Below are 22,566 nucleotides of genomic sequence, written 5' to 3' on the forward strand. Positions count from 1 at the left end.
CTACTTTGGTCCCTCAAAGTAGCGCGCCGTAAGGGCGCAAAGGTGACCTGAGCCAAGCGCTCGGCTCACTGAATCCGCAATCTGTGCCATCTGTGCCATCTGTGACGCGGAGCGTCACGGGAGGCATGCCCACGCAGAGCGATGGGCACGATCATTTCTCCATAAGGACTTGTGTGTAACGATGAGCGCAGCGCACGGCTTTTGCAATAATAGCGTTGTGAAATATAAGCGTTGATCCAATAACAAACGCCACTATCAATACACTTTGATTAAAGCAGAATGACATTGTTTTGATGCCTTTGTATGACGAGGTCAATACTGAACGAAACCGAATATTAATATTGGTTCATGTTTGTTTTGAAAAACAGGCGGTTGCTTAACGGTAGGGAATATTTAATTTACTTTCGCATCGGTCTCTGAGAGGATCCTTTTCGTCGTGCAGAACACGACGCTTCTCGAGAGGGCGATTCATGTGCAATAGGCCAGCTTGCAATAAAGTGGCTTATTGAAATCAACCGGTGAGTGCCCAAGTGCCTCCCATCATTTTTCTGTTGTTTCGGCCTTTCGTTAATGGATGAATGCCGTGATTGCAGAGTTTCAGAACGCACTTCAGCGATGTAATAAGTTTGCATGCTGCCTTGTCTTCATCTATGCGCCGGACGTGTCTGGCGTCAATAAAGGACATCAACATGAGTAACGTCACTTACAAGCCTACCGTGTGGACCCGGGCCGATGCGCTCAAGGTCAACGAAAACGACCCTACCACCACCCAGCCGCTGGTCAGTCCCGACTTTCCGGTGATGAGTGATACGGTTTTCATCTGGGACACCATGCCACTGCGCGAGCTCGATGGCACGGTGGTGTCCGTCAACGGCTGGTCAGTGATCCTGACACTCACGGCTGACCGGCATCCGAACGATCCCCAGTATCTGGGACCCAACGGCCGCTATGACATCAAGCGTGACTGGGAAGATCGTCATGGTCGTGCCCGCATGTGCTACTGGTATTCCCGAACCGGCAAGGACTGGATCTTCGGTGGGCGCGTCATGGCCGAAGGCGTATCGCCGACGACTCGCGAATGGGCCGGTACGCCGATCCTGCTCAACGACAAGGGCGACATCGATCTTTATTACACCTGTGTGACGCCGGGCGCTGCCATTGCCAAAGTACGTGGCCGTGTAGTGACGTCTGACAGCGGTGTAATATTGACCGACTTTACTGAAGTCAAAACATTGTTCGAAGCCGACGGCACTTATTATCAAACCGAAGCCCAGAACGCTACGTGGAACTTTCGTGATCCCAGTCCGTTTATTGATCCCCATGATGGCAAGTTGTACATGGTGTTCGAAGGTAATGTGGCCGGCGAGCGCGGTTCACATACAGTAGGGCCGACAGAACTGGGGCATGTACCGCCGGGTCACGAGGATGTGGGCGGTGCCAGATTTCAGGTGGGCTGTATTGGCCTGGCGGTTGCAAAGGATCTCAATGGCGACGAGTGGGAAATCCTTCCGCCACTTGTTACTGCGGTGGGTGTAAATGATCAGACCGAACGTCCGCACTATGTATTTCAGGACAATAAGTATTACTTGTTCACTATCAGTCACAAGTTTACGTATGCCGATGGTATAACCGGCCCTGATGGCGTTTACGGGTTTGTCAGTGAACAGCTGTTCGGCCCATACCGGCCCATGAATGCGTCAGGCCTGGTGCTCGGGAATCCGCCTTCGCAGCCTTTCCAGACCTATTCGCACTGCGTGATGCCCAACGGCCTGGTGACGTCGTTCATCGACAGCGTGCCGACCACCGGACAGGATTTCCGCATCGGTGGCACCGAGGCGCCTACCGTGAAGATCCTGCTGCAGGGCGACCGCTCGTTCGTGCAGGAATCGTATGACTATGGCTACATACCGCCGATGAAGAATGTAGTGCTGACTCAATAGTCAGACTCACAGCGGCTTGGGCGGCCTCCCACCGTCCCAGCCTTAAACAGGACTGTGGGAGGCGCCACCACGTCTTCGACGTAGCGCTGTCGCGCAGCAAACTTGGTGGGAGCGGACTTGTCCGCGAATGCAGGGTTTCAGCCACCGCATATGCGTGGGATGTACCGGCCTTTTCGCGGACAAGTCCGCTCCCACGACGTCCGGTGTTTGCCGCGCGGCAGTGTTACATCGAAGACCTGGTGGCGCCTCCCACACGTGGTGTTTCGTCAGTAACTCTCTCGATCTACCTGTTCAACCCAGCATTTCACTCATCGAGATGATCTGCTCGGCCACCTGAATCAGCTTTTGCTGGCGGCTCATTGCCTGACGCCGCATCAGGGTGTAAGCCTCTTCCTCGTTGCAGTCCTTCATTTTCATCAACAGTCCTTTCGCCAGTTCGATGCGTTTGCGTTCGGCCAGTTGCTGGTCGCGGGCGTGGAGTTGCGCGCGCAGGGCCTGGTCGCTCTCGAAACGCACCATGGCCACGTCGAGGATGGGCTGCAGGCGTTGGGCCTGAATGCCTTCGACGATATAAGCGCTGACGCCGGACTTGATCGCCTGACGCATCACGCCAGGGTCGTGCTCATCGGTGAACATCACGATCGGGCGGGGCTGGTCGCGGCTGACCAGTACCACTTGCTCCATGACGTCACGACCGGGCGATTCGGTGTCGATGAGGATCACGTCGGGGCGCACCGCGTCAACGCGTGCGGGCAGGTCGATGATGAAACCGGATTCGTCGATTACCTCGAAGCCTGCCTCGATCAGGGCGGTTCTCAGGCGACCGACTTTCTTTGGCGTGTCATTGATCAGCAGGATACGCAGCATGGTCACGTTCTCCTTCAACGACGGGCGGCGACGGGCACGTTATCGGCCCAGGCGTTGATCTTGAAACTGCGCGCATAGGCCGCCGGATCACTGCCGTCCCAGACCCTGCCATCAATCAACTGACTGCTGCGCAACGTAGCGCTCGGCACCTCAATGCCCAGTGCCTCGGCGGCCTGTCGATACAGTTCCAGTTGCTGGACACGCTCGGCAACGGCCAGATAATCCGGGTCTTCACGCAACAGCCCCCAGCGGCGGAACTGGGTCATGAACCACATGCCGTCCGACAGCCATGGGTAATTGACTTGTCCCTGACCATGAAAACTGACGGCGTGGTGGTCTTCCCAGTGATTGCCGAGGCCGTCGCTGTACTGGCCCAGCAGGCGCGGCTCGATGCAGTCCAGCGGTGTGTCCAGATACTCGGCACCGCTGAGCAGTTGTGCGGTGCTGCGTCGATTGTGCTCGCTCTCCTCGATGAAACGACTCGCTTCCAGCACGGCCATGACCAGCGCTCTGGCGGTGTTGGGGTTCTGCTCGACGAATTCGCGGGTGCAACCCAGGACCTTGCCCGGATGGTCGGGCCAGATGGTCTGGCTGGTGGCCATGCTGAAGCCCAGTTGTTGACTGACTGCACTGGCGGCCCAGGGCTCTCCGACGCAGAAACCGTCGATACGGCCGGCCTGCAGATGCTGAACCATCTGCGGCGGCGGCACGACCACACTGTTCACGTCGTCCAGCGGATGAATGCCCTGGCTGGCGAGCCAGTAATAAAGCCACATGGCATGGTTGCCGGTCGGGAAGGTCTGGGCAAACGTCAGTTTCGGACCGCTTTGGTGCACGCGTTTGTCCAGTGCCTCAGGAGTGATCACGCCACTCTCCTGCAGGCCGCGCGACAGGTTGATGCACTGGCCGTTCTGGTTCAGCCCCATCAGAATTGCCATGTCCCTGGCCGGACCGCCGCTGATGCCCAGTTCGACGGCGTAGATCATCCCGTAGAGACTGTGTGCCGCCTGCAGCTGGCCGCTGACCAGCTTGTCCCGCAGGCCGGCCCAGGAGGTCTGGCGCTTGAGGTTGAGGGTCAGGCCGTAAGGCTGGGCAAAGCCCTGGGTCGCTGCAACCACCAGCGAGGCGCAGTCGGTCAGGGCCATGAAACCCACATCCAGGCTGTTCATCTCGGGCGCATCGCTGCCGTTGACCCAGTCCAGCGCATTGCTTGTTCGTACGTTCATGGCACTTGCTTCATAAAGGACATCCAGAAAAAAGGCGTCGACCAGCCCCTGCAAGGTGCAAGTGCCGGAGCGACGCCGTTGTCCAGGCAGCGCCCCGTCGTTGGAGCGCTTGCCGATAACGGTTTCAAGCAAGGCATATGCCAGCGCTCGGCGGTTCAGGGTAACAAGTTTTTTGCATGCCTCGCGTGCAGGGCCTTCACGCGGCTATAATCGCGCCCCTGAATTCAGCTTCTCACGAGCCTCGCCCGCCCATGTATAACCTGGCCCGCCAGTTACTGTTCAAGCTTTCCCCGGAAACCTCCCATGACCTGTCGCTGGACCTGATCGGTGCCGGTGGGCGTCTGGGCCTCAACGGCCTGTTGAGCAAGGCCCCGGCCAGAGTGCCGGTCACCGTCATGGGGCTGGAGTTTCCCAATCCTGTGGGTCTGGCGGCCGGTCTGGACAAGAACGGCGCGGCCATCGACGGCTTCGCGCAACTGGGCTTTGGCTTCGTCGAGATCGGTACCGTCACGCCGCGTCCGCAGCCGGGCAACCCCAAGCCAAGGATTTTCCGTCTGCCCCACGCCGAAGCCATCATCAACCGCATGGGTTTCAACAACCTGGGGGTCGATAATCTGGTCAGTCGTGTGCAGGCCGCGAAGTACAAAGGCATTCTGGGCATCAACATCGGCAAGAATTTCGACACGCCGGTGGAGCGCGCCGTGGACGACTACCTCATCTGTCTGGACAAGGTCTACGCCCACGCCAGCTATGTGACCGTCAACGTCAGCTCGCCCAATACACCTGGCCTGCGCAGCCTGCAATTCGGTGACTCGCTCAAGCAACTGCTCGAGGCCCTGAGTCTGCGTCAGCAGGAACTCACGCAGCGTCATGGCAAGCGTGTGCCGCTGGCCATCAAGATCGCCCCGGACATGACCGACGAAGAAACCGTACTGGTCGCCGCCGCGCTGATCGAATCCGGCATGGACGCGGTCATCGCCACCAACACCACCCTCAGCCGCGAAGGCGTCGAAGGTCTGCCACACGCGGACGAGGCGGGTGGATTATCGGGCGCACCGGTTCGCGAGAAGAGCACTCACACGGTGAAGATACTGGCAGGCGAGTTGGCAGGGCGCATGCCGATCATCGCTGCCGGCGGCATCACCGAAGGGCGTCACGCGGCCGAAAAAATCGCGGCAGGTGCGAGTCTGGTGCAGATCTACTCGGGCTTCATCTACAAGGGGCCGGCACTGATTCGCGAATCGGTGGATGCGATTGCGGCAATGTCGCGTCAGCAGGTCTGAATCGCAGGCAAAAAAAGGGGCTCTTGAAGAGCCCCTGGGCTTTTGGCCCGCCGCCCGGATAGGACGTGCATGGTATGGGTGTAAATGGTCAGTCAATAAAGCTTTGATGGACTGGTCGGGGCCTGTGTCTCCAAAGGCGCGTTATCCGACCGCGTGAAGTTCGTTGAGTCTGTGGATTCCCGCAGTGCCGGTCATACCGTCCCAATTGTCGCCGCGTCCTTCTCGCCATCCATTGATCCATGCCTGGCGTACTGACGGTAGAGTAAAAGGGCAAAGCTCACGGGATTTACCATGAACGCCGTACTGATATCCGCGTAAAAATGCTCTTTCCAACGGATCACGCTTAAGTCTTCTCATAGGGTATTGCCCTCGTCTGTTGACTGTTATATCCCTGAGACCTCATGGTGAGGTCGGGCAGAAAGGTCTGCCGTTGGTGCCCGCTGCCGGCGTCGCGGGCCTTGGTGTCATAACCATTGCGGTAATGACCTGAGGTGATTTCTAACCAAAGCTTCGGACCCTGTGAATGACCGTTTTGTCATAAGCACGTCACATTTAGGTCTGTCGGGCGATAAGGAAGGTCGGGTTTCAACACCGTTTTTTGGCGCAAGCCTTTTGACGCGGGCGTTTCAGACCGGATTGAGAGCGCGTCTCAGACGCGGATGATGGCTGAATGCTTTAAGCGTCTATTCGACGAAGGGTCGAGATGTGACTTTTTGTTGCCCACTTCGTCGGGTTGAATAGCCGCTCTTCATATAGCAAAGCTATGTTGAGAGCGTGATGGATTGAAAACTGCCGCATTTACGCTGCCCTGGTCTCAAGGCATGTTTCATGCGGCGGACCGGCACATTCAACGTGCCACGCAGGCGTTCTCCAAGAAAGGCGCCTGTTTAAAATCTGGTCGGGCAATGCGTTGCCCGCCGCTGACGGCTCAGGCCCTGGAATACACATGTCGGATCGCTACGAACTTTTCCTCACTTGCCCAAAAGGCCTCGAAGGACTGCTGGCCGAGGAGGCCACGGCCCTCGGTCTCGAGGATACCCGCGAACACACCTCGGCCATTCGCGGTTCGGCCGACATGGAAACCGCCTACCGGCTGTGCCTGTGGTCCCGCCTCGCCAATCGCGTGCTGCTGGTGCTCAAGCGCTTCCCGATGAAGGACGCCGAAGACCTGTATCACGGCGTGCTCGACGTTGAATGGCACGACCATCTCGAATCGGATGGCACCATCGCCGTTGAATTCAGCGGTCACGGGTCAGGCATCGACAACACCCACTTCGGCGCGCTGAAGGTCAAGGATGCAATCGTCGACAAATTGCGCACGCCGGACGGCGAGCGTCCTTCGGTAGACAAGATCAACCCCGACCTGCGCGTGCATCTGCGTCTGGACCGTGGCGAGGCGATTCTGTCCCTGGACCTGTCCGGTCACAGTCTGCACCAGCGTGGCTATCGCCTGCAGCAGGGTGCTGCGCCCCTGAAGGAAAACCTCGCCGCCGCCATCCTGGTGCGTGCCGGCTGGCCGCGTATCGCTGCCGAAGGTGGCGCGCTGGCTGACCCGATGTGTGGTGTGGGTACCTTCCTGGTCGAAGCCGGTCTGATTGCCGCCGACATTGCACCTAATATCAAGCGTGAGCGTTGGGGCTTTTCCGCCTGGCTGGGTCACGTTCCAGCCCTGTGGCGCAAGCTGCACGACGAAGCACTGGCACGTGCCGAGGCAGGTCTTGCCAAACCGCCGCTGTGGATCCGCGGCTATGAAGCCGACCCACGTCTGATTCAGCCCGCGCGCAACAACATCGAGCGTGCAGGACTGAGCGACTGGATCAAGGTCTACCAGGGTGAGGTCGCTACGTTCGAGCCGCGTCCGGATCAGAACCAGAAAGGTCTGGTCATCTGCAACCCGCCGTACGGCGAGCGTCTGGGTGACGAAGCCAGCCTGCTGTATCTCTACCAGAACCTGGGTGAGCGCCTGCGCCAGTCGTGCCTGAACTGGGAGGCGGCGGTATTCACTGGCGCGCCTGATCTGGGCAAGCGCATGGGCATTCGCAGTCACAAGCAGTATTCGTTCTGGAACGGCGCGCTGCCCTGCAAGCTGTTGCTGATCAAGGTGTTGCCGGATCAGTTCGTCACAGGCGAGCGTCGCACCCCCGAACAACGTCAGATCGAGCGCGAAACGCCCGTCGAGACCGAAGTCGAAGTTGAAAGAAAATTCAACAAGAACGGTAATCCGATCAAGCCCGCTCCTGTGGTGGTCGAACAGCCACGCTTGAGCGAAGGCGGGCAAATGTTCGCCAACCGCCTGCAAAAGAACCTCAAGCTGATGGGCAAGTGGGTACGCCGTGAAGGCATCGATTGCTATCGCGTGTACGACGCCGACATGCCCGAGTATTCGATGGCCATCGACCTGTACCACGACTGGGTCCATGTGCAGGAATACGCCGCGCCCAAATCCATCGACCCGGAGAAGGCTTCGGCACGTCTGTTCGATGCGCTGGCGGCCATTCCGCAGGCGCTGAACATCGACAAGAGCCGCGTGGTGATCAAGCGTCGTGAGCGTCAGAGCGGCACCCGCCAGTACGAGCGTCAGAGTGCGCAGGGTCAGTTCCTGGAGGTGAAGGAAGGTGGCGTCAAGCTGCTGGTCAACCTGACCGATTACCTGGACACCGGTCTGTTCCTCGATCATCGCCCGATGCGCATGCGTATCCAGCGTGAGGCGGCCGGCAAGCGCTTCCTCAACCTGTTTGCCTACACCGCGACCGCCAGCGTTCATGCGGCCAAGGGCGGTGCGCGCAGCACCACCAGCGTCGACCTGTCACGTACCTATCTGGACTGGGCACGCCGTAACCTGTCGCTGAACGGTTTCTCCGACAAGAACCGTCTGGAGCAGAGCGATGTCACGGTCTGGCTGCAGGCTTGCCGCGAAGAGTACGACCTGATCTTCATCGATCCGCCGACCTTCTCCAACTCAAAGCGCATGGAAGGGGTGTTCGACGTACAGCGCGATCAGGTCGAGCTGATCGATCTGGCCATGGCGCGTCTGGCACCGGGCGGCGTGCTGTATTTCTCCAACAACTTCCGCAAGTTCGTGCTCGATGAAAACCTCGGCCAGCGCTATGCCGTTGAGGAGATTACCCAGCAGACCATCGACCAGGATTTTGCCCGCAACAGCAAGATTCACCGGGCCTGGAAGATCACCGCACGCGCCTGATGCCGGGTCTGATGAACGAATCTGTGCGCGACTTGCGCAGGTTCGTTCATCATCCACTAGGCAAATTACTGGCGAATAGCTATAACCAATGCACAGCCAGCGTGGCGCAACACCCTGTTGGCGTCATGAGTTGTGTCTATGGCGGCGAAACGGTACAGGCTCAGAGTACTGGGCTTCATCAGTGAACAGGTTTCAGCGTGGCTGGTAGCGGTTCTGACGATGCTGGTCGGTGCGGCGCTGACGGTCATGCTGGCGCTGGCTGACCATGATGCCTATCAATATCAGTTGCGCCAGCGTTTCGATATTCTGGCCAGCGAGCGTTTCAGTCGCATTCAGGAACGTCTGGACCGTCAGGTCAGCAGGCTGGATACGGTTCGTCGCTTCTTTCTTTTTTCCCATGACATTACCCGCGAAGAATACGAAGGCTTCGTAGGTCCGTTGCTGATCGGCACCCAGGCTTATGGCTGGAACCCGAGAGTGACCCGGGCCGGGCGGGCCGCATTCGAGGCGGAGGTGCGCAAGGGTGGGCTCAAGGATTTTGCGATCCGCCAACTCGATGAGCACGGCAAACTGAGCGTGGCGGGCGTGCGCGACGAATATTTTCCTGTCCTCTATCTGAATTCGATCAGTGCTTTGCCGGTGCCTTTGGGCTTCGATATCTACTCTGAACCGATCCGTCATTTGGCCCTGGACAAGGCGCGGCTGCTGGACCGCATCACGGCGACGCCCCGGATACAGCTGTTGGGCCTGGACCCTGCCAACACACGCGGCGTGTTGCTGATGGCGCCCGTGTTCTCAAGCGTCAGTGCGCCGGGTGAAACGCCCGAGTTGAGAGGTGTGCTCACGGCAGTCATCGGTCTCTCGCAACTGATGAGTGTGGGGGCGGCAGAACGCGACACCCTGGCGGTCACACTCACTGACCTGAACGCGCAGCCCGAACCTGATCCCGTGTATCTGTCTCCAGCCAAAGCGGCCACGAATGAGCTGTACCAGAGCACACTGCTGGGACTGGGGGATCGCGATTATCTGCTTGAGGTTCGTCCCACCGAGCTGTTTCAGTCAAATAATCGGGAAACGTCCAGCAATGTTCTTTGGTTCGGCGGGCTGTTGAGTCTGATGCTCAGTGCCTTGCTTTACAGCCTCATCAGCCAGCGCCAGCGTGCGCTTGCACGTGTCGAGCAGCGCACCCGAGAGTTGCGCGTGCGCGAGAAGCAATTGAACGTGGCCAACGGTCAGTTGCGCAACATTCTGAATGCGGCGACCGAAGTCGCAATTATTGCGACCGACCTCAATGGTGTGATCAACACGTTCAACGTCGGTGCGCAGCGCATGCTTGGTTATTCCGATGAGGAAGTCCTGGGGCGGTTCGGGCTCAAGGATTTCCAGCACTCTGAGCCATCAGATCCCAGTGACGTCAGCGAAGTCCGCATGTTGCAGGACATGCTTGGCGCTGCCATTCAGGAAGGCAGTCATCCGGCCCGCGAGTTGACCTTTCAGCGACGCGACGGCAGCACGCTGGTCGTCAACATGCTCGTCACGGCCGTGCGCGACGATCAGGGGCAGTGGATCGGCTGTCTGGCGGTGTGCACCGACATGACCGAACATCGGCGCGTGCATGACGCGCTGGAGGCTCAGGGGCAATTGCTCGAAAAGCTCGGCTCGCAGGTACCGGGAGGGATCTATCAGTACCAGCTGGATGCCGATGGCAGCTCACGGTTCAGGTATGTCAGCGTCGGCATGTGCGAGTTGTTCGAACTCGATGAAGTGCACGTGCTGATCGATGCGGAGGTGCTGCTGCAACGTATTCATCCCATGGACCTGGCCCGAATCAGAAACTCGATCATTCCCAGTGCGCAGCAACTGACGCCGTGGCGTGAAGAGTACCGGGTTCAATTACCGAACAAGGGGCTGCGCTGGTTGCGCGCGGCTTCTACACCCGAACAGCTCGAGGACGGTGCGGTGTTATGGCATGGATTCGTTTCGGACATCTCCGATCTGAAACGGGTCGAGCAGGAGCTGCGTGAACTGTCGGTCACCGATGTGCTGACCGGTGCTTTCAACCGTCGATACTTTCAGGATCGGCTGCAGGCCGAACTCAAGCGCATCGACCGGCACGGTGGCCATCTGTCGATCATCATGCTCGACATCGATCACTTCAAGCGCATTAACGACCGGTTCGGGCACGGTGTCGGGGATCAGGTGCTAAAAGCCATCTCGCAACGCATCACGCATCGGCTGCGCACGGATGACGTGTTCTGTCGGTTGGGGGGCGAAGAGTTCATGGTGCTGTGCCCCGGTACTCAGGGCGCCCAGGCTTATCAGTTGGCGCTTGGTCTTCGCGAAGAGCTGAACAGGGCGGGCATCGACGGCGTGGGCCGGGTAACGGCCAGTTTCGGAATCGCCAGTTGGCGGGAAGGCGAGGGCGTCGACGCGATGCTGCTGCGCGCCGACTCGGGGGTTTATGCCGCCAAGCAGGCGGGGCGGGACAAGGTGGAACCGGAGCAGGCCTGATCGGGCTCAGGCCTGCTCTTTGTGGTCTGGCGCGGGATCAGGGCTGCTGGATCGATACCGTGGTATTGCTCAGCTTGGGCTGGCGGTACAAATCGACCAGCACTTCGTCGAGTACCGACGAGGCGCCGAACGGACGCGGGTCATTCAGGATCGCCACGACCGCCCAGGTGTTGCCGTTGCTGTCGCGGCTGAAGCCTGCGATGGCACGTACGGTGTTTAGGGTGCCGGTCTTGATGTGCGCTTCGCCTAGCAGAGGCGTGCGTTTCAGACGTTTGCGCATGGTGCCGTCCATACCCGCAAGTGGCATGGAGCTCATGAATTCGGCGGCATACGGGCTGCGCCAGGCGGCCTGAAGGATCACCGCCATTTCACGGGCGCTGACCCGTTCGGCCCGCGACAGGCCTGAACCGTTCTCCATCACCAAATGCGGTGCGGTGATGCCTTTTTTGGCTAGCCAGCCGCGAATCACCCGTTGTGCGGCCTTGGCGTCGTCGCCGTCGGCGTCGCTGCGGAACTCTTCGCCAAGGCTGAGAAACAGCTGCTGAGCCATGGTGTTGTTGCTGTATTTGTTGATGTCGCGAATCACTTCGACCAGGTCCGGGGAAAACGCCTTGGCCAGCAGCTTGGCGCTGGACGGCACGACGTCGACGCGGTTCTTGCCCAGAATGGTGCCGCCCAGTTCCTGCCAGATGGCGCGCACGGCACCGGCAGCGTAGGTCGGGTGGTCGAGCAGCGACAGGTAGGTCTGGGAGTTGCAGCCATTGCCCAATTGTCCCGTCACCGTCACGTTGACGCTGCCATCAGGCTGGGTTACCGGGTTGTAGCGGACATCGCCCGTGCATTGTTTCGAGGCGACCGCCTTGACCTGATTGTCGATACGTATGGTGGCGATGGGCGGCTCTACCGAGACCAGGATGCGGCCATCATCGTTGCGGGTGACAAAGCGCAACGCCTTCAGGTTGACCATCAGCGAATCAGGCTTGACCAGAAATGGCTTGTTGTCGTCGTTGCCATCGTCGTTAAAAACCGGCAATTGCGGCTGCACGAAGTGGCTGCGGTCCAGCACCAGATCACCGGTGACCTGCTGGACGCCATTGGCGCGCAGGTCGCGCATCAGCAGCCAGAGCTTTTCCATGTTCAGTTTGGGGTCGCCGCCGCCCTTGAGGTACAGGTTGCCGCGCAGCACGCCATTGCTCAGGGTGCCGTCGGTGAAGAACTCGGTTTTCCATTGATGGGTAGGGCCGAGAATTTCCAGTGCTGCATAGGTCGTGATCAGCTTCATGGTCGAGGCCGGGTTCACCGATACATCGGCATTGAATACAGTCGGTGTGCCTGGGCCGTTGAGCGGCAACATGACAAGCGATAATGCGTCATCGCCAAGTTTGCTGGCCTTGAGTGCCTGTTGGACCTTGGGGGAAAGTGTGGTGTTGATGACGGCCGCATTTGCGGAGAGGGCCAGTGGCAAGAGCAATGAAGCGATCAGAAGAGGGCGAAACGACTTGATCATGAATAAACCCTACTGCAGGAGGGGAAACAAAAAAGAGGGCATGGATGAATTCCCTCGGTCATTCTGAATATTTGAATAACAGCAGCTAACTGCGAACAACTATAGCGAACAGGTGAAGATTGACGCTTGAATGTGCAGGGTTTTCGTAATGCGAAAGGTCAACGCCTGCAACCGGCGGCATTATGCCCCAAGCAGGGGGCGCATGTGATGGGGCCGTGACCCTGAACCGCTATTTTTTTTCCAGCACGCCCCATCTGTCAGTCAACGCATCGAACATTGCTCCCAGCCTTCATTTGTCGGGCTTTTACCTGCCCGAACTGGTAAAGTGCCGCCCGATATTTACTGATGAGGATTGTCCCATGGCTACGAACCGTTCCCGCCGTCTGCGCAAAAAACTCTGCGTTGATGAATTTCAGGAGCTGGGTTTTGAGCTGAACCTGGACTTCAAGCAAGAGCTGGATGACCAGGCAATCGACGCCTTCCTCGACGCTTTCCTGAAAGAAGCAATGGAAGCCAACGGTCTTGGCTATGTCGGCGGCGATGACTTCGGTCTGGTTTGCCTGAGCAAGCGTGGCTCGGTCAGCGAAGAGCAGCGCGCTGCCGTTGAAGCCTGGCTCAAGGGCCGCAGCGAACTGACAGAAGTGACTGTCAGCCCGCTGATCGACGTCTGGTACCCGGAAAACGAAATCAACCCGGTCGCCTGATGTATCAGGAAGCAGGCTCAGGCCTGCTTCCTTGTTTCATCCCCCCGCTTCAATCGCTTCATTCCCCCCCTTTCTGTGCCGCGCTTTCCCGTCCATTCTGCTTGCCGTCAACTGTCTGCTTTTCCTGTCGTGCCGGGTTTCTCCTGCTGTGCGGACAATGCCCTTTCAAGTTCCAGCATGGCGCTGTCTACTGCCTGATGACAGGCGCGAAGCCGGGCTTCACTCGTCCCCGGCTCGCATGCCTGTTCAAGTGCATTGCAGGCGTCCACCACGTGTGAAGCGCTGATGATGCGTGCGGCGCCCTTGATCCGGTGGGCCATGTCACGAATTTCGTCCGGGTGTCCTTCGAGCATATGGGTGGCGAGCAACTGGCGATCTTCCCGGTTGCTGCGCAGCAGTTCGGTCAGCAGCCGCTTGACCATTTCGGGACGATCACCGGTAAGTCGGCTGACGCTGCCCGGATTGAACGCAGGTGTCGAACGCGTCAGCGGTGAAAGCAGGGCCAGCCTGTCGCTGAGCAGACTGAGGCTGATGGGCTTGAACAGGCAGTCATCCATGCCCGCGTCCCGGCAGCGCTGGACTTCCTCCTGCTGGGCGTTGGCCGTGAATCCCCAGACCGTGCAGGGCTGGTTATCGCGAGACTGCTCCTGGGCCCTGATGGCCCGCGTCAGGTCGTAACCGTTCATGACCGGCATGTTGCAGTCGGCAACCACCAGATCAAAGCGATTCTGCAACCAGCACTCGAGCCCCAGCGCACCGTTTTCGGCGACTTCGCAGTGATGCCCCAGAAACCCGAGCTGCTCACAGAGCAGCAGCCGGTTGGCCGGATGATCATCGACAATCAGGATATGCAGGATGTGGTTGGGCGTCGGTGCGGCGTCCTGTTTAACCGGCACATGGGCTGCCGGGTCGAGTGAAGTGAGCACCAGATGCATGTTGATCTGCGTGCCTTGGCCCGGCTCGCTGTCCAGTGTCAGGGTGCCGCCCATCATCTCGCACAGGCTGCGGCAGATCACCAATCCCAGGCCTGCACCGGTGCGCGCCATCTGGCCGTTGCTGTCCACCTGGGCGAACGGTTCGAACAGGCGCTCCTGATCGGGCTGGCTGATACCGATGCCGCTGTCCTGCACGGTCAGATGCAGTTGCAGGCGCTGTGAGTCGGTCAGATCCCCGGTTTGCAGGCTGATTCTGACCTGTCCCTGTTGCGTGAACTTGATGGCGTTGCTGACCAGATTGGACAGGATCTGCTTGAAACGCAGCGGGTCCACCAGTACGTCGGTGTTGATGCGGCTGTCCAGTTCCAGCGCCAGGGTCAGGTTCTTCTGCCGGGCCAGTCCGTCGAATACCCTGACCACCGACTCCACCAGCTGACGCAGGTTGGCTCGCTCGGGGTTGAGGGTCAGTCGGCCGGACTCGATGCGGGCGATGTCGAGGATATCGCCGATCAGGTCCAGCAGCTCCTTCGCCGAACCGTAGGCGACTTCGATGGCCGACCGATCCAGTTCACCCTGATCGGCGCGTTTGAGTGCCAGTTCGAGCATGCCGATCACGGCATTCATCGGGGTCCTGATTTCGTGACTCATGGTGGCCAGAAAAGTGCTCTTGGCACGGTTGGCTGCGTCGGCCTGTTCCTTGGCGGTCTGCAGGTCTTCGATGAGCTGACGCCGTTCGCTGATATCGATCCAGCCGCCGATGATGCCCTGTACCTCACCCAGCGAATCCCGGAAGGGCAGGATCCAGTGGTAGATGGTCAGCCTTCGCTCGCCGATATGCAGTGTGCGATCCTGGACCAGCGCGGTATTGGTGGCCATTACCCGCTGATAATCGGCCGCATATTCGTGTGCTTCGAACTCGTTGCTCAGCACTCCGTCGGTGGCGCTCTTGTCGATGATGTCTTCGCGCTGTGCTGAAAACGAGGTGAGGTAGCTGTCGTTGCACATGCGCAGCAGGCCTTCACGGTCACGCACATAGATCGGGTGGGGGGTGCCGTCGACCAGTGCCCTCATGAACTCGAACTGGTCGCCCAGCGCCCGCTCGGCAGCTTCACGCTGTTTGATCTGGCGCCGCATGTAGGCATTCCAGACCAGCAGACCGATCAGCAGCAGGCCGGCACCGGTAATGATCTGGTAGATCAGGCGCTGGTAGTCGTGCCAGTTGGCACCTGCGGGTGTGTAGGAGCGCCATCGGTTGTTGATCACGGCCAACTCCTGGGGGGCGATGCTGGCCAGCGCCTTGTCCAGAATCGAGCTCAGTTCGGTGGCGTTGCGTGAGGTGGCCATGGAGATCAGTGCCGGGTCTTCCCCGGTGGTGGCGGTGATCTGCAGGCGCTCGCCGAATATGCCTGAGGACAGAAAATAATTGGCGCTGAGCAGCGATGTCGCGGCAGCCTCGGTTCTGCCGATTGCCAGCATGTCCAGCGCCTGGAAAGGGTTATCGACCTCGACTGTCACGATGTCCGGATGTTCGCGGTGCATCCAGCTCAGCAATGCGCTGCCCTGGGTGACCGCGAGGCGTTTCTTGCCGAGGTTTTCAAGGTGGGACGGCGAGCCGGCTTCCTTGCGTGTCACCAGCACGAACGAATTGTCGATGTAAGGACGGCTGAAACTCAGCCGGTCCTCACGCTCGTCGCTGGCGTCCAGAGCACCGATCATGTCCGCCTGACCCTGGCTGACCTGGTTGATCATGTCGGCAAGGCTTGCCGAACGGGTGACTTCGAAGTTGATTCCGGTGCGCAGGCGCACCAGTTCCAGCAGCTCCGCCGTGATGCCGCGAAACGTACCGTTGGCATCGAAGAAGGTCAGAGGTGCGTAGGCTTCGTTGACCAGTACCCGCACGGTAGGGTGCTGGGCGATCCAGCGCTCCTCCCGTTGGGTCAGTTGCAGCTTCTGGTCGGTCAGCAGCAGATCGCTGCCGGCGCTCCAGCGCTTGGAAATATCGATGCGCTCGTCAACCGGAATGGCCTTGAGCGTCTGGTTGATGACGTCCAGCAGTTGCGGGTTATCGTTGCTGATGGCGAAGCTGAATCCATTGGCTTCATGCTTGCCGAAGTTGGCCATTTGCACATTGTTCAGGTAACCCCTGTTGATGATGTATTGGGTTGAAATGGTATCGCCGAGAAAGACGTCGGCCTGGTTGAAGGCCACGGCGTTGATCGCGTTCTGAAAGGACGGGTAGGTGTCGATGGTCGCGTCGGGATAGGTCGTCTTGACCTCGTCCAGCGGCAGGTAGTGATAGACCATGCTCAGACGCAGGCCCTTGAGGCCCTCGGTCAGCGGGCGGGTTTCGCCAATGCGCGTGACCAGTACCGGCTGATCCACCGAGTAGGGGTGGGTCAGCATGATGTCGCGTTCCTTGGCTTCGAACCCGTTGGCGGTTCCCAGCAGATCGATTTGCCCGCTGACAAGCGCCTTCATGGCGTGGTCGCGGCTTTCAAAACGCTGAACCCTGACAGGCAGGTCCAGCGTTCGGGAAATGATGCCGGCGTAATCGGCGGTTATACCTTCGTAGTCGTTGCCGGAAATGGTGATGTCGAAGGGCGGGTAGTCGGGTGCAGAGGTGCCGAGGATCAACTCGCGTTTGCTGCGGACCCACTGCCATTGTTTGCTGTCCAGCTTCACATCCATGTGCGCCGGGCTCGAGCGGCCGAGCAGGGTGTAGTGGTCGGCGGCCTCAAGGCGGGCGAGCAGACCCCAGCTCAGGCAAAGGCTTGTGGCCAGTATCAGAAATTGTTTGAAGCGCGTGGACATCCGGTCTCTCACACTAGCGCGTTGCGTTTCGCCATCTCGATAAGTTCTACCAAGGTTCTTGTTTTCAGTTTTTGCATCAGCCGTGTCTTGTAGGTGCTGACAGTCTTGTTGCTGAGAAACATGCCCTTGGCGATTTCCTTGTTGGAGCGGCCCTGGGCAAACAGTTGCAAGACCATCAGTTCGCGATCATTGACCAACTTGAACAACTCGATTTCGCTCGGTTGACCATCTTCGCGAACGGCAGGCGTCAATGCCTGGCTGGGGAAGTAATTGTAGCCGGATAATACCGCTTTCACCGAACTGAGCAATTCACTGAGGTCCTCCTGTTTGCAGACATAGCCCGCTGCACCGGATTGCATGCAGCGTATCGCGAACAGTTTCGGGGTCTGTGAAGTGAGGACCAGGATTTTCGACGGCAGGCCCATGGTGTTGAAGCGGGCCAGTACCTCCAGGCCGTCGAGCTTGGGAATGCTGATGTCCAGAATGATCAGGTCGGGCATGCATTCACGGACCATCTGCATGGCGTCAACGCCATTATCGGTTTCACCGACGACCTCGTAGTTTTCGTTCTCCAGCAGCATTCTCACGGCCAGTCGAACAACAGGGTGGTCGTCGATGATAAAAACTGAGTTCATATTTAAATCCATACAAGCAGCGAAGAAAGCGCGCACCTTAGCTCAGATGTTCGGGCAGGCCCATGAAGAGACGTGGTCGGCACGTATATATAGGAAAGTTCCTACAGTAATTAGAGTCTCGGAGTACGTAAAAGCCTACTTTGAACGCTCCATGTTTAAAAAGATTTCGCGCTTTATTCTGGGGGTTAGTTAGGTTTTCAGGGCGTGTTTATTGCGTTTGGGAATTAGCCGTCGCGTCTATAGTATTATTCCTACAATACGGATGTGCAGTAAGTCATAACGTCTGAGCGTTCATCCAAAGGTCGGTGCGACGACCTGTTGCACAGTGTCATTGCGAACCTGAAACGCCGTTCAGCAGGTGGACAAGAACCGGGCCGTTCAGTGGCTTGCTCAGGCAGCCAAGCATTGGCAGACCCAGCTGGATGGCAAGCTGTTCGAGGTCAAGCAGTTGCTGTGCCGCAAGCCCGCTGAGCAGCACGGCATGCCGGATCAGCCCGCGCTTCCAGGCCTTTTCGATCAGATCCAGACCATCGAGGTCAGGGAGCCTCTGGTCACACAGAATGAGGTCATAGGGCTCTGGACTGCGTTCCATGGCAGCCATGGCCTCGCTGGCCGTCAGAACGGGAGTCAGCAGAAAATATCCCTGGTTGTTGAGCAGTATCTGGGTGGCGATCAACTGAAAGGGATGATCCTCCACCAGCAGGATTCGCAGGTTGTGCTTGAACATGAGGTTACCGGCTGGGACGAGGCAGGGGCGGTTCGAGCCGGGTCGACAGGTATCGTGCGGTTCCCGAAGGTGCCGCAGGCAGCTGGATGGCTTACCGGTTCGGCCATGAAGTGCCGGGATTATTGGGGTGTGTCGAAAACGCTGCGATAAGACGCGTCTGGCAGGTGTGTAGGACGTTTCTGAAGTTGAGGTGCGGTGAAGTCCACGGCCGAGCGAGCGAGCACCGGTTTCGGGTGGCTCTGCTCGCCCGGTACCCACCCTCAGAACTGCGCGGATCGGCCCGTCATTTCTCGGGCCATCTCGGTTGCGTAGCTGTCGGTCATGCCGGCAATGAAGTCGATCATGCGCAGAAACGAAGCATGCAGCGGCGCCTTCGGATCGGGCGCGCTGTTGCCCAGCAGATCGAGAATGCGCCGGTGCTTGAACGAGGGCGTACGGCCACCGAACTGCTCCACCGCAGCGCCGCAAAAAGCGTTGAGGAGAATTTCCAGCGTGGTGTAGGCGCCAATCTCGTGCAGGGTCTTGCGCTTGTCCTGAAAGATCTTCTTGCGGGCCATGTCCTTGGCGCTCAACACGCAGCGCTTGGCCGGACCATGCATGTGCTCCACCAGATCGCCCTGAAGCGTGCCGGCCAGCAGGGCATCCTGCTGCTCTACAAACGCGCGGGCCGCGGCATTGGTCAGGTGCTCGATGGCCTTGCCGCGCAGGATCGCCAGCTTGCGTCGCCGCGAGTCCGACGGGCCCAGTTGACGGTAGGTTTCCGGCAGGTCATCGCCCACCAGCCCCAGCAGCAGGGCTTCCACTTCGGCGTAATCGAGCAGGTCCATTTCCAGGCCGTCCTCGAGGTCGATCAGGGCGTAGCAGATGTCATCGGCTGCTTCCATCAGGTAAACCAGCGGATGACGTGCCCAGCGCTGCTCTTCCAACTGCGGCAGGCCGAGCTTGTTGGCAATCTGCTCGAGAATCGGCAGTTCGCTCTGGTAGCAGCCGAACTTGTGCTTCTTGTAGCCCAGCGAGTCGGCATGCCGAGCGGTCCACGGGTACTTCAGGTAGGTGCCCAGCGTGGCGTAGGTCAGCCGGGTGCCGCCGTCGAACTGGTGATACTCCAGCTGCGTGAGTACGCGAAAGCCCTGTGCATTGCCTTCGAAGTTGAGGAAGTCGTTGCGCTCGGTTTCGCTCATCGCATCGAGCCAGCCGCGGCCCGCTGCCTGGTTGAACCAGTTGCGGATCGCGTCTTCACCCGAATGCCCGAAGGGAGGATTGCCGATGTCATGGGCCAGGCACGCTGATTGGATCACCATGCCGAGATCGCTGGGGTCGCACCAGTCGGGCAGGGCGCTGCGCAGGGTTTCACCGACCCGCATGCCCAGCGAGCGACCCACGCAACTGACTTCCAGCGAATGGGTCAGGCGGGTGTGGATATGGTCATTGCTGGAGACCGGATGGACCTGGGTCTTGCGTCCCAGACGCCGGAAGGCACCTGAGAAGATGATGCGGTCATGGTCCTTGTGGAATGGGCTGCGCCCCAGTTCCTCAGGGCTGTGCAGGGTCTTGCCGAGTCGTTCGCGGTTAAGCAGGGTTTGCCAATCCAAGGCGGTCACTCCGTCAGTCGTATTGGCCTAGCTTCCCGGTTCGGCGCGCTGGCCGCAAGGCCTTCACATGCCGGCGGCATCGATATCGATGAGAAGCAGACGCGTGCCGTTGTCGAAGAACTGGCCTGCCGTCAGGCAATACTGGTTAGTGGTGGCGTCGCGGTAGGTGTTCGACAGAGTCAGACGGCGTTCGTGCCAGCCCTCGGCCAGAAGATGGTAGAAGTACGGACGCCACGACCAGTTGTGCCCCAGGTAGCGCGCATCGGCATGCCAGGCACCGTCTCGCCATTCCAGGTTGGGCGTCAACTGCGTGCCGTGGCGGTCGCACTGATAGAATCGCAGCAGCCAGGGATAATCGTGCAATTGCGGCAGTGCGCTGATCGGCGCCTGTGTCTGCGCCCAGCGCTGCAGACTGTCCATCAGAATGGCGAGACGCTGGCGCAGGTCCATCAGGCGTGCCCGTTCGGCCACCTTGCGCAACACATAGCGATCGCGCAGCTCGGCGAATCGGGCCACGAAGGCGTCGGCCGCGAAGAATTCCAGCTCGCCTTTCGCGAACAGGTAGCCCTGAACGTAACGTGCTCCGCACTCCAGAGCGAAGTGCAATTCGGCTTCGGTCTCGACACCTTCGGCAATGATCCAGCAGCCGGTCTTTTCCGCCATCAGCGCGAGCGCCTTGACCACATCGCTGCTCGGGCCGCCCTTTGCAGCAGCCTGAAACAGGCGCATGTCGAGTTTGAGGATATCCGGTTGCAACGCCAGAACCCGGTCCAGTTGCGAATAACCTGCGCCGAAGTCATCGATCGCGATGCGCGCGCCCGCCTCGCGATAACGCTCTACAACCTCGCTCAGACGCTGAATGTCGCCGCCCAGCTCGGTGATTTCAAACACCACACGTTCAGCAGGAACATGATGCTGCACCAGTTGCGCGAGGCTCGGCAGAGCCTGGCCGGGCCGCAGTCGGCTGATCCAGCGGGGGGAAATATTCAGGCTCAGAAACCAGTCCTCAGGCGCGTGATGCAGGCGACTCAAGGCGTGGTCACGAATCAGGCGGTCAAGTCGCCGCAGTTCGGCGGCCGGGACCTGCGGGTCGTTGAACAGCGGCCCGACCGAATGCAGCCGTCCTTCGCTGTCGCGCAGTCGGCCAAGCGCCTCGACGCCTGCTATGCGGCCAGTGGCGGTGTCAATGAACGGCTGGAAGCAGGCAAGGGGTTGCCCTGAAATCACGTGGCCTTCCTTAGTGAAGTTGGAATGAGCGGTAGGGAGGGAGGTAAACGCAAGCCGCCCGCTGTGAGTGTTCACAGCGGGCGAAATGTTACTTGGCAGGAGTTAGCAAGAATGCAGCCAACAGGTGTCTCAGCGTTTGCGCGCGCGACTCTGCAGAGCGACCTTGATCAGCGGTGTGAGCGTGATGCCCAGCTTGAGCAGCTTGCCAAGGAAGCTGGTGCGCCCGGTCTTGGCCCGCTTGCCGCTGAGAAAGCCCAGCAGCGCGACCGAACCCACTCCCCACAGTGGCGCATGGCGAATGCCCAGCGCACTTTTCCAGTCGTGACGCAGGCCCCTGAAGCGTTGCAGGGGCTGCAGCAGCGTGGTGGATTCGTGGCGTATTTCCTGGCGATGCATTTCCATGCGCAGACGGATCAGCGCCTTGCGCAGTTCGCGACGGGTGTTGCCCTGATGGGATTTGGGTTCGCTCATGGCATCAGTCGCTCACGGTCGTTGGCCAGTTCTTCGAGAGTCGCATGGAACGGCGAGGATTCGTCGAAGATGGCAGCCTTCAAGCGAAGTCCACAGAACACCGCAGCCAGGAAGTAGAACGTGCACAGGCCGATGATGCCGGCCAGCCTGTAACTGTCCCACAACACGATCAGCAGCAGTGCCGACAGCCCGGTGAGCAGCAGCAGACCGAACACCAGTGCCAGACCCGCGAACAGCAAAAGACTGACAGTACGCGCCTTCTGCTCCTGCAATTCGATGCCGAACAGCTCGACATGGCTGTGCAGCAAGCCCAGAAAAGCGGCACCCAAGCGCCGCGGTGAAGAGCCGTGGTCCGCGTGGGGCGGACCTGATTCCGTTCCCAAAGTCATGGTATTAGCGCCTTGTGGCCAGCAGGCCGATCAGGAAACCGGCACCGGCGGCCAGGCCGACCGATTGCCATGGATTGTTCTGTACGTATTCTTCGGTTGCGACGATTGCTGCTTCGCCACGCTCGCGCAGGGATTCTTCAGTCTGCTTGAGCGTCTCTTTGGCACGCAGCAGGCTTTCCTGAATCTGGGCACGCAGTTCATCTGCCTGATCACCCGCGAGGGTTGCCGTGTGTGCCAGCAGCTTCTCGGTGTCGGCGACCAGGACCTGAAAGTCTGCCATCAAGATTTCCTGAGCATTCTGTGCGGTTTGGCGAGGCATGGTTTTCTCCGTTTGGTGGCGTATGGATGTTTCGAGTACAGGGAATTGGCGAAGGTTCACTTCAATTGCTGCGTCGACGCACATCGCGTGGCGACGCGGCTTTCGCCTTGTGCTGGTGCGTGGCGTACAGGCATTTGCGCCAGATCGGCGCATCGGCAGATTACCGGTGGACAACCTTACTCCATAAGCGCAAGCCGCGAGAAAAAAACGGGAGGCTCGC

18 protein-coding genes are annotated in these 22,566 nt (G+C 59.4%); 6 read left to right on the forward strand and 12 right to left on the reverse strand.

From position 1 onward, the window contains the following. The first annotated feature begins 689 nt into the window (after positions 1 to 689). On the forward strand, positions 690 to 1,940 hold the full coding sequence (locus QRN20_RS16340) for a glycoside hydrolase family 68 protein (protein ID WP_004885661.1): 1,251 nt from the start codon (positions 690 to 692) through the stop codon (positions 1,938 to 1,940). A gap of 291 nt (positions 1,941 to 2,231) precedes the next feature. On the opposite strand, the gene QRN20_RS16345 is transcribed toward QRN20_RS16340, so the two are convergent. Both QRN20_RS16345 and QRN20_RS16350 read right to left on the reverse strand, forming a co-directional pair. After that, positions 2,232 to 2,807 (reverse strand): ANTAR domain-containing response regulator, encoded by a 576-nt coding sequence (locus QRN20_RS16345; RefSeq protein WP_029243621.1) that lies wholly within the window; start codon positions 2,805 to 2,807, stop codon positions 2,232 to 2,234. Positions 2,808 to 2,821: 14 nt separating this feature from the next. Further along, positions 2,822 to 4,033: a CmpA/NrtA family ABC transporter substrate-binding protein gene (locus QRN20_RS16350; protein WP_122605446.1), complete on the reverse strand. Its 1,212-nt coding sequence runs from the start codon at positions 4,031 to 4,033 to the stop codon at positions 2,822 to 2,824. A 251-nt stretch (positions 4,034 to 4,284) separates the two neighbouring features. On the opposite strand from QRN20_RS16350, the gene QRN20_RS16355 reads away from it, so the two are divergent. Beyond that, the gene (locus tag QRN20_RS16355) at positions 4,285 to 5,316 is read left to right on the forward strand and encodes a quinone-dependent dihydroorotate dehydrogenase (protein ID WP_122605095.1); all 1,032 of its coding nucleotides are present in this window, start codon (positions 4,285 to 4,287) and stop codon (positions 5,314 to 5,316) included. A gap of 141 nt (positions 5,317 to 5,457) precedes the next feature. On the opposite strand, the gene rmf is transcribed toward QRN20_RS16355, so the two are convergent. After that, positions 5,458 to 5,673, reverse strand: a complete 216-nt coding sequence (rmf, locus tag QRN20_RS16360) for a ribosome modulation factor (RefSeq protein ID WP_002553055.1) — start codon at positions 5,671 to 5,673, stop codon at positions 5,458 to 5,460. A gap of 589 nt (positions 5,674 to 6,262) precedes the next feature. Between rmf and rlmKL the strand changes: the two genes are divergently transcribed. The 3 genes from rlmKL (at position 6,263) to QRN20_RS16370 (ending at position 11,029) form a co-directional block, all read left to right on the forward strand. Next, positions 6,263 to 8,518 (forward strand): bifunctional 23S rRNA (guanine(2069)-N(7))-methyltransferase RlmK/23S rRNA (guanine(2445)-N(2))-methyltransferase RlmL, encoded by a 2,256-nt coding sequence (gene rlmKL, locus QRN20_RS16365; protein ID WP_029243624.1) that lies wholly within the window; start codon positions 6,263 to 6,265, stop codon positions 8,516 to 8,518. Between the two features lie 88 nt (positions 8,519 to 8,606). Further along, positions 8,607 to 8,726, forward strand: a complete 120-nt coding sequence (locus QRN20_RS26690) for a peptidase inhibitor family I36 protein (RefSeq protein WP_350310290.1) — start codon at positions 8,607 to 8,609, stop codon at positions 8,724 to 8,726. 11 nt (positions 8,727 to 8,737) lie between these two features. Further along, positions 8,738 to 11,029, forward strand: coding sequence for a sensor domain-containing diguanylate cyclase (locus tag QRN20_RS16370; protein WP_350310291.1), 2,292 nt, complete (start codon positions 8,738 to 8,740; stop codon positions 11,027 to 11,029). A 37-nt stretch (positions 11,030 to 11,066) separates the two neighbouring features. Here QRN20_RS16370 and dacB read toward each other — a convergent pair whose 3' ends face one another. Further along, on the reverse strand, positions 11,067 to 12,536 hold the full coding sequence (dacB, locus tag QRN20_RS16375; protein ID WP_025994951.1) for a D-alanyl-D-alanine carboxypeptidase/D-alanyl-D-alanine endopeptidase: 1,470 nt from the start codon (positions 12,534 to 12,536) through the stop codon (positions 11,067 to 11,069). Between the two features lie 359 nt (positions 12,537 to 12,895). On the opposite strand from dacB, the gene QRN20_RS16380 reads away from it, so the two are divergent. Continuing rightward, the gene (locus QRN20_RS16380; protein ID WP_004885641.1) at positions 12,896 to 13,240 is read left to right on the forward strand and encodes a YggL family protein; all 345 of its coding nucleotides are present in this window, start codon (positions 12,896 to 12,898) and stop codon (positions 13,238 to 13,240) included. A 107-nt stretch (positions 13,241 to 13,347) separates the two neighbouring features. Here the strand turns inward: QRN20_RS16380 and QRN20_RS16385 are convergent, their stop codons facing one another. From QRN20_RS16385 to QRN20_RS16420, 8 genes are all read right to left on the reverse strand, one after another. Continuing rightward, a complete protein-coding gene (locus QRN20_RS16385; protein ID WP_122605097.1) occupies positions 13,348 to 16,986 on the reverse strand; it encodes a transporter substrate-binding domain-containing protein in 3,639 nt (1,212 codons plus the stop codon). Between the two features lie 8 nt (positions 16,987 to 16,994). Further along, the gene (locus QRN20_RS16390) at positions 16,995 to 17,621 is read right to left on the reverse strand and encodes a response regulator transcription factor (protein ID WP_004885634.1); all 627 of its coding nucleotides are present in this window, start codon (positions 17,619 to 17,621) and stop codon (positions 16,995 to 16,997) included. 328 nt (positions 17,622 to 17,949) lie between these two features. Next, positions 17,950 to 18,348, reverse strand: a complete 399-nt coding sequence (locus QRN20_RS16395) for a response regulator (protein ID WP_029243662.1) — start codon at positions 18,346 to 18,348, stop codon at positions 17,950 to 17,952. A 260-nt stretch (positions 18,349 to 18,608) separates the two neighbouring features. Next, a complete protein-coding gene (locus tag QRN20_RS16400; protein ID WP_025994954.1) occupies positions 18,609 to 19,940 on the reverse strand; it encodes a deoxyguanosinetriphosphate triphosphohydrolase in 1,332 nt (443 codons plus the stop codon). A 63-nt stretch (positions 19,941 to 20,003) separates the two neighbouring features. Then, the gene (locus QRN20_RS16405; RefSeq protein ID WP_029243663.1) at positions 20,004 to 21,167 is read right to left on the reverse strand and encodes an EAL domain-containing protein; all 1,164 of its coding nucleotides are present in this window, start codon (positions 21,165 to 21,167) and stop codon (positions 20,004 to 20,006) included. A 129-nt stretch (positions 21,168 to 21,296) separates the two neighbouring features. Then, entirely contained in the window at positions 21,297 to 21,638 is a 342-nt protein-coding gene (locus tag QRN20_RS16410; RefSeq protein ID WP_004885622.1) for a hypothetical protein, read from the reverse strand. Continuing rightward, positions 21,635 to 22,027 (reverse strand): phage holin family protein, encoded by a 393-nt coding sequence (locus QRN20_RS16415; protein WP_004885620.1) that lies wholly within the window; start codon positions 22,025 to 22,027, stop codon positions 21,635 to 21,637. Before QRN20_RS16415 ends, QRN20_RS16410 begins: the two co-directional genes overlap by 4 nt. A 4-nt stretch (positions 22,028 to 22,031) precedes the next feature. Beyond that, positions 22,032 to 22,346 carry an ElaB/YgaM/YqjD family protein gene (locus tag QRN20_RS16420; RefSeq protein ID WP_025994956.1) on the reverse strand — a complete coding sequence of 105 codons (315 nt, stop codon included), beginning with the start codon at positions 22,344 to 22,346 and terminating at the stop codon, positions 22,032 to 22,034. Between the last annotated feature and the right edge of the window lie 220 nt (positions 22,347 to 22,566).

It is taken from the genome of Pseudomonas sp. fls2-241-TYG-175 (genome assembly GCF_030209155.1).
In the GTDB taxonomy this organism is placed as follows: Bacteria; Pseudomonadota; Gammaproteobacteria; order Pseudomonadales; family Pseudomonadaceae; genus Aquipseudomonas; species Aquipseudomonas viridiflava.

Coding starts and splice junctions, on each gene's coding strand:
- QRN20_RS16340 (WP_004885661.1), top strand. CDS start 690: ATGAGTAACGTCACTTACAAGCCTACCGTGTGGACCCGGGCCGATGCG.
- QRN20_RS16345 (WP_029243621.1), bottom strand. CDS start 2,807: ATGCTGCGTATCCTGCTGATCAATGACACGCCAAAGAAAGTCGGTCGC.
- QRN20_RS16350 (WP_122605446.1), bottom strand. CDS start 4,033: ATGAACGTACGAACAAGCAATGCGCTGGACTGGGTCAACGGCAGCGAT.
- QRN20_RS16355 (WP_122605095.1), top strand. CDS start 4,285: ATGTATAACCTGGCCCGCCAGTTACTGTTCAAGCTTTCCCCGGAAACC.
- rmf (WP_002553055.1), bottom strand. CDS start 5,673: ATGAGAAGACTTAAGCGTGATCCGTTGGAAAGAGCATTTTTACGCGGA.
- rlmKL (WP_029243624.1), top strand. CDS start 6,263: ATGTCGGATCGCTACGAACTTTTCCTCACTTGCCCAAAAGGCCTCGAA.
- QRN20_RS26690 (WP_350310290.1), top strand. CDS start 8,607: ATGCACAGCCAGCGTGGCGCAACACCCTGTTGGCGTCATGAGTTGTGT.
- QRN20_RS16370 (WP_350310291.1), top strand. CDS start 8,738: ATGCTGGTCGGTGCGGCGCTGACGGTCATGCTGGCGCTGGCTGACCAT.
- dacB (WP_025994951.1), bottom strand. CDS start 12,536: ATGATCAAGTCGTTTCGCCCTCTTCTGATCGCTTCATTGCTCTTGCCA.
- QRN20_RS16380 (WP_004885641.1), top strand. CDS start 12,896: ATGGCTACGAACCGTTCCCGCCGTCTGCGCAAAAAACTCTGCGTTGAT.
- QRN20_RS16385 (WP_122605097.1), bottom strand. CDS start 16,986: ATGTCCACGCGCTTCAAACAATTTCTGATACTGGCCACAAGCCTTTGC.
- QRN20_RS16390 (WP_004885634.1), bottom strand. CDS start 17,621: ATGAACTCAGTTTTTATCATCGACGACCACCCTGTTGTTCGACTGGCC.
- QRN20_RS16395 (WP_029243662.1), bottom strand. CDS start 18,348: ATGTTCAAGCACAACCTGCGAATCCTGCTGGTGGAGGATCATCCCTTT.
- QRN20_RS16410 (WP_004885622.1), bottom strand. CDS start 21,638: ATGAGCGAACCCAAATCCCATCAGGGCAACACCCGTCGCGAACTGCGC.
- QRN20_RS16415 (WP_004885620.1), bottom strand. CDS start 22,027: ATGACTTTGGGAACGGAATCAGGTCCGCCCCACGCGGACCACGGCTCT.
- QRN20_RS16420 (WP_025994956.1), bottom strand. CDS start 22,346: ATGCCTCGCCAAACCGCACAGAATGCTCAGGAAATCTTGATGGCAGAC.